Below are 15602 nucleotides of genomic sequence, written 5' to 3' on the forward strand. Positions count from 1 at the left end.
CACTGACTAAGCGTATTCGTGCCGCAATGCAAATGTTCTTGAGTGCCTACATGCAATGAGACCTTGCATATAGGGCTGGCTTGAGGTTATCCCCTGACTGGCTCTATCTATGAAAGCCGAGCTTAGATTTATACTTGAAGGGTTTCCAATGCTCGACAGCCTGCGTTCTGCCGCTCAATCCTGGGTCGCCAAACTTCTGCTTGGCCTGCTTGTACTGAGCTTTGCGATCTGGGGCATCTCCGATGTCTTTCGCGGCGGCCTGTCAGGCAATGCCGCTTTGACGGCTGGCGGTTCCGAAGTGAGCGCCACTGATTATCGTTTCGCCTATGAACAGCAGATGATGCGTTTGTCTCAACAGTTTCGCCAGCGTCTGACGCGCGAACAGGCAAAAACGCTCGGTGTCGAAAATCAGGTACTCGCCCAGCTCGCAGCCGGTGTGGTTCTGGATGAAGGTGCGCGCAACATGCAGCTCGGCCTTTCCAAGGACGGAATTGCTCGACTGACCGGTGAAGATCCAGCTTTCCATGACGCAAGCGGCAACTTCAATCGCGCGCAGTTCGATGCGGTGCTTCGTCAATCTGGCATTCGTGCGCAGGATTATCTCGACAACCGCGCGAAAGTGGCTCGCCGCCAGCAGATCGTGGAAGCTGCAACTGACGGCATCAAGCTTCCGAATACAGCGTTGAAGGCGCTGGCTCTATATCAAGGTGAAACCCGCAGTGTTGACTATGTGACCATTCAGGCCGAAAAGGCCGATGCTGTCCCTACCCCGTCCGAAGATGCGCTCAAGACCTATTTTGACGCGCACAAGGACGAGTATAAGGCACCGGAATACCGGAAAATAACCTATGTGAAGCTGGAGCCGGCTGATATTGCAGATCCGTCTGCCGTCACACAGGACGAAATCAACGAATACTATGAAAAGAACAAGGACCGCTTCAGCACGATCGAAAAGCGTACTATCGAGCAGTTGAGCTTTGCCGATGACGCCGCAGCTGAAGCTGCCCAGCAGAAAATTGCCGCTGGAACGAGCTTCATCGATATCGGCAAGGAACAGGGCAAAACAGAAGACGACCTGAAGCTTGGCACGTTTGAGAAATCCGCCATTCCTGATCAGGCCGTTGCCGACGCAGCTTTTGCACTGGAAGAGAATGGCGTGAGCCCGGTGGTGAAGGGCGGCTTTGGTCCAGTTATCCTGCGTGTGACGCAGATCGAACCGGCTCATGTGAAGCCACAAGCCGAAGTTGAAGGCGAAATTCGCACCACGCTTGCCAACAATATCGCAGCAAGCAGCATCAGCGGCATTCATGATTCTTATGAGCAGGACCGTTCCGACGGCGCATCAATGGCTGATGTGGCAAAGAAGCTAAGCCTCAAGTCCGTCATCGTGGAAGCCGTCGACGCCGAAGGTAACGATCCTTCTGGTAATCCGGTGCAGCTGCCAAACTCCGAAGCGCTGCTTTCTGCTGCCTTCCAGGCCGACCAGGGTTTTGACAACGACGCCCTGACCATGGGCAATATTGGCTATCTCTGGTACCAGATTGATGGTGTAACTCCGGCACGCGACCGTACGCTCGACGAAGTCAAGGACAAGGTTGCAGCGGCGTGGAAGGGCGAAGAAGCAGTCAAGCGTCTCAACCAGCGCGTAGACGAGCTGAAGAAGCGTCTTGACGGCGGCGCGACACTCGACGCGATCGCTACAGAGCTGGGCGTCGAAAAGCAGACCAAGCGTGGTATTGTTCGCACCACCAACGATGCCGATATCGGAACAGCGGCGGCGGCGCAGATTTTCCGGGGAGCGAATGGTTTCACCGGTAGCGCTGCTGCACCTTCGGACGATGCCCAGATTCTGTTCAAGGTTGTTGAAGTAACCGAACCTGCTGGAGCAGGCCCGGAAGCTATTCCGGAACAGCAGCAGAAGTATCTGGCGACATCACTCTCGGATGACGTTCTCGAACAGCTCGTCGGCGAATTGCAGAAGCAGTACCCTGTGAAGATAAACCAGACCGTCATTAACAACGCTCTGGCGTTTTAAGGATGGTGGGCATTCAAAATGGCTGATCTAAAACCTTATATTGCGAAAGCTGCTGCTGGAGAGCCGCTTTCGCTCGAGGATTCCAGGGCCGCCTTCGACATCATGATGTCGGGCCAGGCAACACCGTCGCAAATCGGCGGACTGCTGATGGCATTGCGTGTACGCGGTGAAACCGTGCCGGAAATCGCCGGTGCCGTTGCCTCCATGCGCTCGCGTATGTTGGGAGTTTCCGCTCCCGACAATGCAATCGATATTGTTGGAACCGGTGGCGATCAATCAGGTTCATACAACGTCTCAAGCTGCTCGGCGTTTGTTGTTGCTGGCGCGGGTGTTCCCGTCGCCAAGCATGGCAACCGTGCCCTCTCCTCCCGCTCCGGCGCAGCCGATGCGCTAGCCGCGCTCGGTATCAATATTGAGGCAGACGCGAGCATCATTGGTCGCAGCATTACAGAAGCCGGTCTTGGCTTCATGTTTGCGCCGATGCACCATTCTGCCATGCGCCATGTAGGCCCTTCCCGCGTTGAACTCGGCACACGCACCATCTTCAATCTGCTTGGCCCTCTTTCCAACCCGGCCAGTGTCAAGCGTCAGCTTGTCGGGGTATTCGCTCCACAATGGCTCGTGCCGCTGGCTGAAGTGCTCAAGGAACTGGGCTCCGAAGCAGCTTGGGTTGTCTATGGCGATGGTCTCGACGAAATGACTACCGCGGGCACGACACAGGTTGCTGCCCTCGAAAACGGTCAAATCCGCACCTTTGAGATCACACCGGAAGAAGTTGGACTCCGTCGTTGCGATCCGGCAGAACTGAAAGGCGGCGAGGCTTCGGTAAACGCCAAGGCTCTGCTGGGTGTGCTTGAAGGCGAGAAAAACGCCTATCGAGATATCGTTCTGCTCAATTCGGGCGCGGCGCTCGTCATTTCTGGCAAAGCGGAAAATCTGAAAGAAGGCATTGCACTCGCTGCGCAATCCATCGACAGTGGTGCAGCACTTGCTGTTTTGCAGAAGGTGATTGCCGTTTCGAACGACAAGGTCGCCTGACTGAAAGGATTAAGTCATGTCCACCGACATTCTGCGCAAAATCGAGACTTACAAGCGCGAAGAAATCGCCGCTGCAAAGGCCGAGCGCACAGTCGCTGATTTGAAGGCACGAGCGCAGGACCAGGAAGCGCCGCGTGGTTTCCTCAAGGCATTGGAAGCGAAACGAGCCACCAGTGAATTCGCGCTGATCGCCGAAATCAAGAAGGCAAGTCCATCGAAAGGCCTGATCCGCCCTGATTTTGATCCGCCCACACTCGCAAAAGCCTATGAAGCCGGTGGTGCTGCATGTCTCTCTGTTTTGACTGACACGCCTTCATTTCAAGGAGCACCCGAATTTCTAACGGCAGCTCGCAACGCTTGCAGTCTCCCTGCCCTACGCAAGGATTTTCTGTTCGATACCTATCAGGTACACGAAGCCCGTAGTTGGGGTGCGGATTGCATTCTGATCATTCTGGCGAGCGTCGATGATGATTTGGCGAAGGCGCTCGAAGATACTGCATTCGAACTCGGCATGGATGCACTCATTGAGGTGCACGACGAAGCCGAGATGGAACGCGCATTGAAGCTTTCATCGCATCTGCTCGGCGTTAACAATCGCAATCTGCGTACATTCGAGGTCGATCTGGCCGTTTCCGAACGCCTGTCGAAGATGGCTCCTTCCGATCGTATTCTGGTTGGTGAAAGCGGCATATTCACACACGAAGATTGCCTGCGTCTGGAGAAGTCGGGAATCGGGACATTCCTTATCGGCGAGAGCCTGATGCGTAAGGCAGATGTCGCAGCCGCGACGCGCGAGCTTCTGACCGGCAAGGCTTGAACAATGACGTCCAAGCTTACGCATATCGACCAGACCGGCGCTGCCAATATGGTGGATGTTGGGGCCAAGGACGAGACGGAACGTCAAGCCATGGCCGAAGGATCGGTCAAAATGAAGCCGGAAACGCTGGCGCTCATTCTGGAAGGCAATACCGCGAAGGGCGATGTCATCGGCACGGCGCGTCTGGCGGGCATCATGGCGGCCAAAAAGACCTCCGACCTGGTTCCCCTCTGCCATCCGCTGATGCTGACCAAAGTAGCTGTTGAGATTGAACCGGATCAGGCACTGCCCGGTTTGCGCGTCCGCGCACTCGCCAAGCTCAAGGGACGTACCGGCGTGGAAATGGAAGCCCTCACCGCTGTTTCAGTCACGTGTCTTACGATCTACGACATGGCCAAAGCCGTCGACAAGCATATGGAGATCGGCGGGATCCGTGTTACCGAAAAGAGCGGCGGCAAGTCAGGTAACTGGAAGGCATAAACCGCTAAACTTTGCGCTGGATCAATTGTTTCGCACGGATTCCATGATCTAGACGGGTCTACAATTCAGTTCGAGAGGAAACGCCATGTCCCTTCTCCCCGTCGATGAAGCTCTGGCCCGCATCCTGAAATCCGCAGAGCCGCACCGCACAGAACAAGTCGCTTTGTCAGATGCGGGTGGGCGTGTAGTTGCAACACCTGTATTAGCACATTTTCTGCAGCCGCCTTTCGACGGGTCGGCCATGGACGGTTACGCCCTGATCGCACCAAACGACATCTCTTATCCTGTTGAGTTCGATATCATCGGCGAATCGGCAGCGGGTAATCGCTTCGAAGGTGAATTAGGGATTGGACAGGCAGTTCGCATTTTTACCGGTGCGCCACTGCCCACAGGCACGGACACAATTGTCATTCAGGAGCACACTAAGCGTTCGGGTAACCGGCTAACCGTTCACGAAGGAATAGAGCCAGGACGGCATATACGCCGCGCGGGCCTCGATTTTTCGCCCGGTGGTATCGTCATTCCGAGCGGGCGTGAGTTGGACGCCGCTGCACTGTCGCTGGCAGCGGCCAGCGGTAATGCGAAGATCGGCGTATTCCAAAAACCAAAAGTGGCAATTATTGCGACCGGTGATGAGCTGGTTCCTCCCGGTCAAACACCCGGAAAAGACCAGATTGTTGCATCGAACAGTGTTGGAATTGCCGAGATCGTAAGGCGAGCTGGCGGAACGCCACAAGATAAGGGAATCATTCAAGATGATCCCGCCAAAATCGAACAGGCAATAGCCGATGGCCTGCAAAGCGGCATCGACATTCTGGTGACTATCGGCGGCGCTTCCGTCGGCGACCGGGATTTTGTGCATGGAGCATTGCAGAAACTGGGCGTCAATCTCGACTTCTGGAAGATCGCCATGCGACCCGGAAAACCCCTAATGTATGGGCGCATCGAAAAGAACGGCAAGATCGTCCATGTCATCGGCCTGCCGGGTAATCCTGTTTCGAGCCTCGTCTGCAGCCTTATTTTTCTCCGTCCTCTTGTGGCCAAGCTTGCCGGAACCAGCCTAGATGCGGATATTCGACCAGCAAAGCTCGGTACTGCTCTGTCTGCAAACGATCATCGCCGCGACTATATTCGAGCTACCATCGAATCAGGTCCGGACGGAATGCTGATCGCAAAGCCGTTTCCACTCCAGGATTCGTCTATGCTTTCCGCTCTCGTCGGCTCGAAAGCACTTCTCATCAGGAATGAGAACGCTCCAGAGGCCGCAGTCGGGGATGATTGTCGTGTCCTCATGCTATAGATTGAGTATGAATCTTGGCTCCCACTAAAGCATGAGAAAATCGATCTAACTCATGCTAAAATATATCTTATTCAGATCTGGCACTAAAGTGTCGTATCAGTGATCGCCCCGTCCTGAAACATTCCGTTCAATCTCACCTTGAGCGTTAATGGTTTTAAAACCATTGCAGAACAAGACTGGAACATATAGTGTTCGTTCTGGTTTTGTTTTTCTCGATTCTTGGCCGGGAGGGTGTCGCGCATGTTAACCCGTAAACAGCACGAGCTTCTGCTGTTCATTCATGAACGTCTGAAAGAAACGGGCATTCCGCCATCTTTCGACGAAATGAAGGAGGCGCTCGATCTGGCTTCAAAATCGGGTATTCATCGTCTGATTACCGCTCTGGAAGAGCGTGGTTTCATTCGCCGTTTGCCAAACCGGGCACGCGCACTTGAGGTGTTGCGTCTGCCGGATTCCATCGCCCCCGGGCTCAATTCACAAAAGAAGTTCGCTCCCAGCGTTATCGAAGGCAGCCTGGGCAAAGCCTCGCCGCCGCCACCGTCGCGCCCTGCCCCTGTGGCGACGAATGACGACACGACTGGAACTGTATCCGTACCGGTTATGGGGCGAATTGCTGCTGGTGTGCCTATCTCCGCGATTCAGAACCAGACTCATTCCCTCAGCCTTCCACCCGAAATGATCGGCGCGGGCGAGCATTACGCGCTTGAGGTCAGAGGCGACTCAATGATCGATGCGGGAATTTTCGACGGAGACACGGTCATCATCAAGCGTGGCGAATCCGCGAATCCGGGTGAAATCGTAGTCGCTCTCGTCGATGACGAAGAAGCCACGTTGAAGCGCTTCCGCCGTAAGGGCGCATCTATTGCCCTCGAAGCAGCCAACCCTGCCTATGAAACACGGATCTTTGGCCCCGACCGAGTCCGGGTTCAAGGCAAGCTTGTCGGCCTGATCCGCCGCTACTAGTGGATTGAATTTGACGTTTGATACTCTTCCGAGATCAATCCCGTTTCAAACGTCAAATTTGAAAAACCCACTAGATTCATAAAATCACTAGTGGTCTTTTTGATTCCAACATTTGCTCAGCGCTCATATCCGAGGGATGCAAATGTCGGAATCAGACCACTAGAGCGCATCACGAAAAGTGTGAAGCTGCTCTGCACAGGGATATACATAAAGCAGAAAAATCAGGCATATTCATAGTTCCGTTTTAGCTGGAAGCGCTCGAAAGTCATTCGCAGCGATTTGCGTCGTCGTCGGAATCTGATGAACAGATCGCTGCATTCTTGGCTGGTCGGGATTTGGGCTTGTACTCGCGTTCGGCCAAGCCGCGTGCCGCACGCGAATGGATGCGATGCAAATGCCAAGGACGGCTCGGCACATCGACTGCATATGTCACTCGGTCGCCCGGCTGCAAGTTGGAGATTAGCTGGCTCGGTTCGGGCTTAGCAGTTTCATTCGCCCCGCCCGATACAGTCATAATAGATCGGCTTTTATCTGGTCCTTCGCCAAGCCTGATCTCGACTGTCCCCTTCAGCGCCAGATCGCGTTTGCTGATACTGAGCGTTGCGGAGCGACGGCACGTAATGTCCTTACCCGGAACGGCGAGAATAACCACATCCCCGATATTACAGGCTATCTCCTGCATAGCGACATCTGTCGTATAGGCTAGTGTGCGACTATCACGCAAAGTAATCGTGCACAATCCGTCATCACATTCGAAGCCGCTATAATTGGCCTGCTTCTCGTTTTTAACCGAAGGCGGCGAAACAAACTCCTCGACCAGATAAGCGGTTTTCCAATTGTCGATCGTAAACTGTGACGGTCGATTTCGATTAACCGCGAACCTCCCATCCGCCAATCGAACCCCGACCAGTTTAGCGTCTTCAGAGATCACGATATCTGGAAAAGGTTCACGAACAAAAACCACCAGTCCCAAGATGATGAAAGGCAGTGCCAGCGCTTTCAGTCTGGTGGAAAGCACAACGAGCAGAACGAGCGCAACAGTCCAGAGGAGAAGTGTAGGCGCGGGCATCGCTCCAGGATTACCATCGGGCGACCAAGTTGCAACGAAGGCAGCAATGTGTCTGACGGCCCAAATCCCCCAGCCCATGACCTGCAAGGGCATCCAGTCAAGCTGCACTGGCATCAAAACGAGACTGAAAACGGCAAACGGCATAACGAGAATAGCGATTACAGGCTCGGCAAGAACATTTCCCACCAGACCGAACGGCGCAGTATTGTTAAAATGATAAGCGGCAAAAATTCCGCTGGCCAATCCCGCTATGAGAGAAGTGCCTGCTGCTGCCGTGACTGGTTTCAGAATTCTACCAGCAAAGCCATGAGGAGCCTTGGCACGCTTTTTTGTGCCAATGTGCCTGTTTCTGTTGTACTCGCTCCACCCGGCGTAACCGGCAATCAATGCCGCCGTGGCTGAGAATGACATTTGAAAACTTGGTCCCAATATTTCATGCGGGGAAATGGCAATCATGGCGAGAGCTGCAATAGCCAGATTGCGCATGCTGATGGCCGCACGGTCCACCAGCAAGGCCCCAAGCATGACCGCAATCATCACATAGCTTCGTTGTGCAGCAACATCCGCACCGGACATGGCAAGATAGAAGGTACAGCTTAGCAGGGAGAGAAATGCCGCATATTTCTTCACGGGATGCCGCACACTAAACGCCGGAAACAGCGCGAAGAGAGACCTCAGTGACAGCATGACGACTCCGGCCGCAAGCGCCATATGCAAACCGGAAATCGACAAGATATGTGCAAGCCCCGCCTTGCGCAGATCTTCGTTCGTCTGCTCGCTAATCCCCGCCCGCGTGCCTGCGACAAGTGCTGAGGCGACACTGCCATCCTCCCCACCTATCACTTCCTCGATTCGTTCAGACACCCGAACACGCAACATGGCAATCCATTGGGAAATTTCCGCAGTCAGTTCATCTGGCGGAGAAACCATCGTCACTTTGGGTGTTCCGAGAAAGAACCCGTTGGCACCAATGCCATTGAAATAGGCGTGGAACGAAAAATCATAATTGCCGGGACGAACCGGACCTGAAGGGGTACGCAATCGAACAAAACCTGTCAGTCCACCGCCGATGGCAGTTGACGCAGGTATGTCCCTCGCATTGATCCGAATACGCTTGGGTGGAAAACGGAGTTTTGGACGCTCTGTCTGAAGCACATCAAGCGTTATCCGCCAGCTTCCATTATCCTGATATTCAAGCGCGACAACCCGGCCCGTTACGCGTGTCGCCACATCGGAACCCAGCATCGGTGTCGCACGGCGTTCCGTCTCCCATTTGCCGACCAACAACCCTGCCAGCAGAGCCATTATCAATGTCACGCCTTGCGCAGCAGCGAATTGCCTGCGCGTCAAAATCCGCATTATTACGGCGATCCCGAGCATGGACAAAAGCGGTGTCCATGCAGGCTCGAATGAAAGCGTGAAATAGATAATTGCGCCAATACCGGCAAAAACCGGCAGCAAAAGAAAGTATACGCCGCGTCCCGCCTCAGTTTCGACCGCAGCCTTGAACTGCCTGCCCGAGACCGACGGTATAGAAAGGAACCGTTCATACAGGCTCGGCGCAGAAGGCTTGACCGGCGGTGAATCTACCGAAAGCCCGGTTTCATCCCGAGGCCAGACCTCTGGCAACAGAGCGCGCACCAAACCGTCGGGCATGCTTTTCACAAGCGCCCGTTCGTTTGCATCGCTCGCTTCCCTGATGCCTGTCATGCCCCCGCCTGACCGCAAAAGTTGGTCCAAACCGCCGGAATACCCCGAAAGAACGACGGCACATTCGTGCGAAAGCAACGCGAAGCCCTTGCGCACATTGCTGCCTATGCTACATGAACCGCAGCCGAAATCGAGTGGGTTCGCGTAGCGAACCGCGATTACCTGCCGGACAGTCTCGTGCAGGCATTGGAATTCAAGTTCGCGCCTGTGTCTCCGGCATTTGCCGCTGCTCTAAAAAGGCGCACGACATAGTGGAGCTATCATGTCGAAACCGGTTGTTACCCGTTTTGCCCCCTCGCCCACGGGGTATCTGCACATTGGTGGTGCGCGCACTGCCTTGTTCAACTGGCTCTATGCCAAGCACACAGGCGGCAAGATGCTGCTGCGCATCGAAGACACCGACCGGGAACGTTCCACAGACGCCGCAACGGCTGCCATTCTCGATGGCCTGACCTGGCTGGGTCTGGACTGGGACGGCGATGCCATCTCGCAGTTCGAGCGCGCGCCTCGCCATCGCGAAGTAGCGGAAGAACTCGTTGCTCTCGACAAGGCATATTATTGCTATGCAACGCCGGAAGAACTCGAAGAAATGCGCGAGAAGGCACGGGCCGAAGGCCGCCCCCCGCGTTATGACGGTCGCTGGCGTGATCGTGACCCGTCCGAAGCGCCTGCAGGTGTGAAGCCAGTCATTCGGATCAAGGCACCGCAGGAAGGCGAGACCCTCGTGCAGGATGCAGTGCAGGGCGATGTGCGTTTCCCGAACAAGGATCTGGACGATTTCATTATTCTGCGTTCCGATGGTACGCCGACTTATATGCATGCGGTCGTTGTCGATGATCACGATATGGGTGTAACGCACATCATTCGCGGCGACGATCATCTGACCAATGCCGCTCGACAGACTGTCATCTATGATGCAATGGGCTGGGACGTGCCGCAAATGTCGCATATCCCCCTCATTCATGGTGCGGACGGCGCAAAGCTTTCCAAACGACATGGCGCTTTGGGTGTGGATGCCTACCGTGCGATGGGCTATTTGCCTGCAGCCCTGCGCAACTACCTTGTGCGTCTCGGCTGGAGCCACGGCGACGACGAAATCATGTCGACTGAACAGATGATCGAATGGTTCGACGTGAAGGATATCAACAAGGGTGCGGCTCGCTTCGATTTTCAGAAGCTCGAGGCAATCAATGGCGTCTATATGCGCGCCAGCGACGACAAGGCACTTTATGATGCACTCATCGCAGTTTTGCCGGAAATCGAAGGCGGGAATGAAATTGCCGCTGCCCTGGACGATACGCGAAGCGCACAATTGCTTGCCGCTATGCCTGGTCTGAAAGATCGTGCCAAAACCTTGGTGGAACTTGCTGACGGATCGAAATTCATCTTCGCTACCCGTCCGCTTGACCTTGACGAGAAAGCCGCCTCACTCCTGAATGAGGAAGGCCGTACCGTGCTCAAATCCGTACTCCCGGATCTGGAAGCAGCAGACGAATGGACCGCTGAATCTCTTGATGCCGTCGTAAGGACTCACGCAGAGAAAACCGGACTGAAACTGGGCAAGATTGCACAGCCCCTACGCGCAGCCTTGACCGGTCGCGCTACCTCTCCGGGTGTATTTGACGTGCTTTTCGTGCTTGGACGTGAAGAGTCACTTGGACGTGTTCGCGATCAAATCGGTTAAGGTGGAAACATTCACGCTGACGTGACAAAACCGGCGTAAATAGTTCAAATTACGCATTGCATCACGAACGGTTTGGGATAGTTTGACGGGCAAAATCGTTAGGATAATGCGTGAAACGCTGATGGTCCCCGCAGTTCGGGGACCATGCCAAAAGATAAAAGACAAATTATAACGACGATTACAATTCTGCCGTCGTGCGGGCGGCAAAGTGGACATGAAAGGAAACACGATGTCAGATAGGACAGCCAGCTTTACACTAGAAGGCAAAACATTCGACCTGCCTGTGCGACAAGGCACTGTCGGACCAGACGTCGTTGATATCGGTCCACTCTACAAGAATTCCCAAATGTTCACCTACGATCCGGGCTTCACGTCCACGGCATCGTGCGAATCCAAGATCACCTACATCGATGGCGATGAAGGCACCCTGCTCTATCGCGGTTACCCGATCGATCAGCTCGCCGAACATGGTGATTTCCTGGAAACCTGCTATCTGCTTCTCTACGGCGAATTGCCGACCGCAACTCAGAAGTCTGACTTCGACTATCGTGTGACGCGCCACACGATGATCCACGAACAGATGACGAAGTTCTTTACAGGCTTCCGTCGTGACGCCCATCCGATGGCTGTGATGGTCGGTTGCGTCGGTGCAATGTCGGCCTTCTATCATGACTCGACCGACATCACCGACCCGCATCAGCGTATGGTCGCTTCCATCCGCCTGATCGCCAAGGTTCCGACGCTTGCTGCTATGGCCTACAAATACCATATCGGCCAGCCGTTCATGTATCCGAAGAACGACCTCGATTTCGCATCGAACTTCCTGCACATGTGCTTTGGCGTTCCGTGCGAGGATTACAAGGTCAATCCTGTTCTGGCTCGTGCGATGGACCGCATCTTCATCCTCCACGCGGATCATGAGCAGAACGCCTCGACTTCGACCGTTCGCCTCGCCGGTTCTTCAGGTGCCAATCCATTTGCATGTATCGCTGCCGGCGTTGCCTGTCTCTGGGGGCCGGCCCATGGCGGCGCAAACGAAGCGGCACTCAACATGCTGGCGGAAATTGGCTCTGTTGATCGCATTCCAGAATTCATTGCCCGCGCAAAGGACAAGAACGATCCGTTCCGCCTGATGGGCTTCGGCCACCGCGTCTACAAGAACTACGATCCGCGCGCCAAGATCATGCAGAAAACCTGCCATGAAGTTCTAGGCGAACTCGGTATCAAGGACGATCCGTTGCTCGACGTTGCGATGGAACTGGAAAAGATCGCCCTGACGGACGAATACTTCATTGAGAAGAAGCTTTACCCGAATATCGACTTCTACTCCGGCATCACATTGAAGGCTCTCGGCTTCCCGACCGAAATGTTCACTGTTCTCTTTGCTCTTGCCCGTACCGTTGGATGGGTCGCACAGTGGAAGGAAATGATCGAAGATCCGCAGCAAAAGATTGGCCGTCCGCGCCAGCTCTATACCGGCGCTGCCGAACGCGATTACGTGCCGCTCGCAAAGCGCAAGTAACTACCAATCACGTATAAAAAACCCCGGTTGTCAAAACAACCGGGTTTTTTTTACGTCTTGAGCATTTCAAGCAAAAGGCGAAATCAGTTTCTGGTATCGCCAGCCAGTTCCAGAATAACCTGCGCGCCGATCTCGCCGGAAGGTCGCTCCGTCGCCATGATCGACGCAACTTTGTCAAATCCGTCCAGTTGGGCCTGACGTGCTGATCCGGACCGCATCAACCGCTCCAGACTGCGGGCAAGCATCCCCGGACGGACAAACTCATTGAAATACTCAGGCACGACCGGTTCGTCAGCGATAATATTTGGCAGGGCCGCACTCCAGATCGTAATCTTCGGCATCAAGAACTTGCGCGCAAACCAGTCCGCTTTATAGGAAAGTACGCTTGGAATGCGGGATAGAGCCAGTTCCAGCGACACAGTTCCAGAGGCAGCGAGTGCCGCATCGGCTTTCGAAAAGGCTTTCCATTTTTCCTCATCGCCCAAGACGATGAGCGGTTTGACAGCCCAGTTCTTTGAAAGATCCCGCACCATTTCCTCGATGCGCGGCAATGTCGGCAGAACGACATCGAGCTTTTCAACACGAGCCGCAAGTTCTCCGACGGCCTGTCCGAACGGCTCCATAAGCAACTGGATTTCAGTGCGACGTGAACCCGGTAAAACAAGCAATGTCTTCCTGGACCCATCGGTTCGTTGCGCTTCCAGAGCTTTTTGCTCAGCCCGCGCCTGCAATATCGGCTCATAACTGGAAAGGCGGTGCCCGACGTAAGTGGCACTCGGCCCACTTAGCCTCTGCATAACCTCGACTTCAAACGGAAGAATAGTCAGCACATGGTCGAAATAAGCCTTCATCGACCTGGCGCGTTGCGGGCGCCAGGCCCAGACGCTCGGCGCTATATATTTCACAATAGGAATTGATGGATTGGCAGCCCTGATCTTCTGGGCAACACGATGGGTAAACTCGGGGCTGTCAATCAGAAGAACGCAGTCCGGCTTCTCAGCAACGATGCGCCGCGCAGTCTGGCCGATACGCCGCATTAGCCCCGGCAAGTTCTTCAGAATTGCACCGAGCCCCATAAGCGCAATCTCGTGCGGGTCAAAGAAAGATGTCATCCCCCTAGCCGCGAGGTGATCCCCGCCAACACCGACGATATCAACCAGCCGGTCAGTCTGGCTTCGCAGAGCATCAATCAGATCGGCACCAAGAAGATCACCGGATTCTTCACCGGCCACGATTGCTATTTTCAATGGCCGGCTGGTGGTGCTCACTTCCTGATATCCTTTCGCTCGCGACTGACAGTCTCTATGAAGAGGCCCTTCTCATTGGCTGCCGCGATGGTTTCGCCAAAGCCTAGAATGAATGTCCTGCCCGCCTCAACCGCTATTCCTGATAATCCCGCCTTCGCGGCGTTATCAACTGTCGAAATTCCAATAGTTGGGAGATCGGCTCTTTCGTCCTGCTTCGGCTTAGCCATCTTGACCAGAACGCCACCACGACGCGGTATGCGGCCAGCTGCACGCAACTCGCGTACACGCTCAATCATCTGGTCTGTGCCTTCAGCCCCTTCCAGCGTCACGACACGTCCGCCAACTGCAACTGCGCCCTGCCCGACATCGAGATCCCCCAATCGAAGCGCAGCTTCCATCGCGAGTTCAAGATTATGACGCTCTCTGGCATCTGGCGCGGTGCGGGTAAGCGCTTGGGCCGGTAATGGAGAAAGCAGATCCGGGACGACTTCGTGAGCGCCTACGACTTTGAAACCAAAGGATTCCAGCAGACCGATAAATGCCCGCAGCAGCGCATCGTCGCCTTGCCCCAACGCACGCAACACATAAGGAACTGCGCGCAATGTAGGCCAGTCGAACTTCAGATCGTTAATATGAGGTCTGCTGGTCACCCCTCCCGCAAGGACAACCCGCTCTACACCGGCAGCTTTCATCGACCGCACGAGTTTTGCAAACTCTACGATGGAAATTTCCTGATGCTCATACTTGTAAAGTACCGGATCGGCTTCCCCTCGCAGTGGCACGAGGAAGGGACTTTGTCCAGCAGCCACAAGGGCGTCCGCCACACTGATCGGCAGCAAGCCATTACCGGCAATGACAGCAACGCGTCCCGCATTATCTGCGAGACGCGCTGTTTGTTCCTCAATCTTCGTTGCCGTCATGCCCGGCTCCGCCGTGCACCGCATCAAGCGGCGGTGTGCAGTAGGCGCGCTTGGTATCGACATTGATGAAATCGATCATGTCGATGACAGCCGGAGAATCCGGTATCGCAATCAGAACGTCTTTTGCACGGTCCCGAATTGGCTTTGAACGGTCGAACAGCATCCGGACTGCATGACGGAGATTATGAATCTCTTTGCGCTCCATACCGGAACGCTTCATGCCGACAATGTTCAGTCCACCGAGATGGGCGTGCACGCCAATCGCCATTCCGTAAGGAATGAGATCGCTCACAACCGCAGCCATGCCGCCAACAAATGCATGATGTCCAATGCGCACAAACTGATGGATGGCGGCGCCACCGCCCAGAATCGCATGATGTCCGATCGTCGTATGACCACCGATCATCACATTGTTAGAGAATGTAACGTGATCGCCGATGTCGCAATCGTGCGCCACATGTGCATAGGCCAGAAACGAACAGTTATCGCCGACCGAGGTGTAGCCCCGCGCGCTATCGGACCCTTTGTGCATGGTCACGCCTTCGCGGATCAGGCAGTTTGCGCCAATGTTCAGCTTGGTAGGACCGCCCTTGTGCTTGTTATTCTGCGGATCGCAACCGAGAACAGCGTGTGGATAAACCTTCGCGCCGGCACCAAGCGTCGTCGCGCCGGTTACAACAACGTGGCTCATCAGTTCCGAATTGTCGCCGATGACGGCGCCAGACTGAATATGACAGAAGGGGCCAACAGACACACCCTGCCCCAGTTCCACACCCGGCTCTACGAGCGCGGTGGGGTGAATGAATGTTTCTTTCAT

Annotated in this window: 12 protein-coding genes; 8 read left to right on the forward strand and 4 right to left on the reverse strand. The window is 54.9% G+C overall.

Annotated elements, in window-relative coordinates; translation table 11 throughout:
• The first annotated feature begins 148 nt into the window (after positions 1–148).
• The 6 genes from F9K94_RS03055 to lexA all read left to right on the forward strand — a co-directional run bounded on the left by F9K94_RS03055 (position 149) and on the right by lexA (position 6633).
• Entirely contained in the window at positions 149–2035 is a 1887-nt protein-coding gene (locus tag F9K94_RS03055; RefSeq protein WP_151643602.1) for a peptidyl-prolyl cis-trans isomerase, read from the forward strand.
• Positions 2036–2053: 18 nt separating this feature from the next.
• Positions 2054–3073: an anthranilate phosphoribosyltransferase gene (gene trpD / locus F9K94_RS03060; RefSeq protein WP_151643604.1), complete on the forward strand. Its 1020-nt coding sequence runs from the start codon at positions 2054–2056 to the stop codon at positions 3071–3073.
• 16 nt (positions 3074–3089) lie between these two features.
• Positions 3090–3890, forward strand: a complete 801-nt coding sequence (gene trpC, locus F9K94_RS03065; RefSeq protein WP_061346212.1) for an indole-3-glycerol phosphate synthase TrpC — start codon at positions 3090–3092, stop codon at positions 3888–3890.
• A gap of 3 nt (positions 3891–3893) precedes the next feature.
• A complete protein-coding gene (gene moaC / locus F9K94_RS03070; RefSeq protein ID WP_061346211.1) occupies positions 3894–4370 on the forward strand; it encodes a cyclic pyranopterin monophosphate synthase MoaC in 477 nt (158 codons plus the stop codon).
• 85 nt (positions 4371–4455) lie between these two features.
• Entirely contained in the window at positions 4456–5670 is a 1215-nt protein-coding gene (locus F9K94_RS03075; protein ID WP_151643606.1) for a molybdopterin molybdotransferase MoeA, read from the forward strand.
• Between the two features lie 240 nt (positions 5671–5910).
• The gene (gene lexA / locus F9K94_RS03080; protein ID WP_151643608.1) at positions 5911–6633 is read left to right on the forward strand and encodes a transcriptional repressor LexA; all 723 of its coding nucleotides are present in this window, start codon (positions 5911–5913) and stop codon (positions 6631–6633) included.
• A 265-nt stretch (positions 6634–6898) separates the two neighbouring features.
• Here lexA and F9K94_RS03085 read toward each other — a convergent pair whose 3' ends face one another.
• Complete coding sequence (locus tag F9K94_RS03085; protein WP_151643610.1) at positions 6899–9412, reverse strand: ComEC/Rec2 family competence protein; 2514 nt, start codon at positions 9410–9412, stop codon at positions 6899–6901.
• Positions 9413–9674: 262 nt separating this feature from the next.
• On the opposite strand from F9K94_RS03085, the gene gltX reads away from it, so the two are divergent.
• Both gltX and gltA read left to right on the forward strand, forming a co-directional pair.
• Positions 9675–11096 carry a glutamate--tRNA ligase gene (gene gltX / locus F9K94_RS03090; protein WP_151643612.1) on the forward strand — a complete coding sequence of 474 codons (1422 nt, stop codon included), beginning with the start codon at positions 9675–9677 and terminating at the stop codon, positions 11094–11096.
• A 229-nt stretch (positions 11097–11325) separates the two neighbouring features.
• The gene (gltA, locus tag F9K94_RS03095; protein WP_061346486.1) at positions 11326–12618 is read left to right on the forward strand and encodes a citrate synthase; all 1293 of its coding nucleotides are present in this window, start codon (positions 11326–11328) and stop codon (positions 12616–12618) included.
• A gap of 83 nt (positions 12619–12701) precedes the next feature.
• Here the strand turns inward: gltA and lpxB are convergent, their stop codons facing one another.
• Genes lpxB through lpxA form a run of 3 tightly spaced genes read right to left on the reverse strand, consistent with a single transcriptional unit; the run spans position 12702 to position 15602 of the window.
• Complete coding sequence (gene lpxB / locus F9K94_RS03100; protein WP_151643614.1) at positions 12702–13886, reverse strand: lipid-A-disaccharide synthase; 1185 nt, start codon at positions 13884–13886, stop codon at positions 12702–12704.
• Positions 13883–14785: an LpxI family protein gene (locus tag F9K94_RS03105; RefSeq protein WP_151643616.1), complete on the reverse strand. Its 903-nt coding sequence runs from the start codon at positions 14783–14785 to the stop codon at positions 13883–13885. Before F9K94_RS03105 ends, lpxB begins: the two co-directional genes overlap by 4 nt.
• Positions 14766–15602 (reverse strand): acyl-ACP--UDP-N-acetylglucosamine O-acyltransferase, encoded by an 837-nt coding sequence (lpxA, locus tag F9K94_RS03110; protein WP_151643618.1) that lies wholly within the window; start codon positions 15600–15602, stop codon positions 14766–14768. Before lpxA ends, F9K94_RS03105 begins: the two co-directional genes overlap by 20 nt.

This window comes from Brucella tritici (genome assembly GCF_008932285.1).
GTDB classification, from domain to species: domain Bacteria; phylum Pseudomonadota; class Alphaproteobacteria; order Rhizobiales; family Rhizobiaceae; genus Brucella; species Brucella tritici.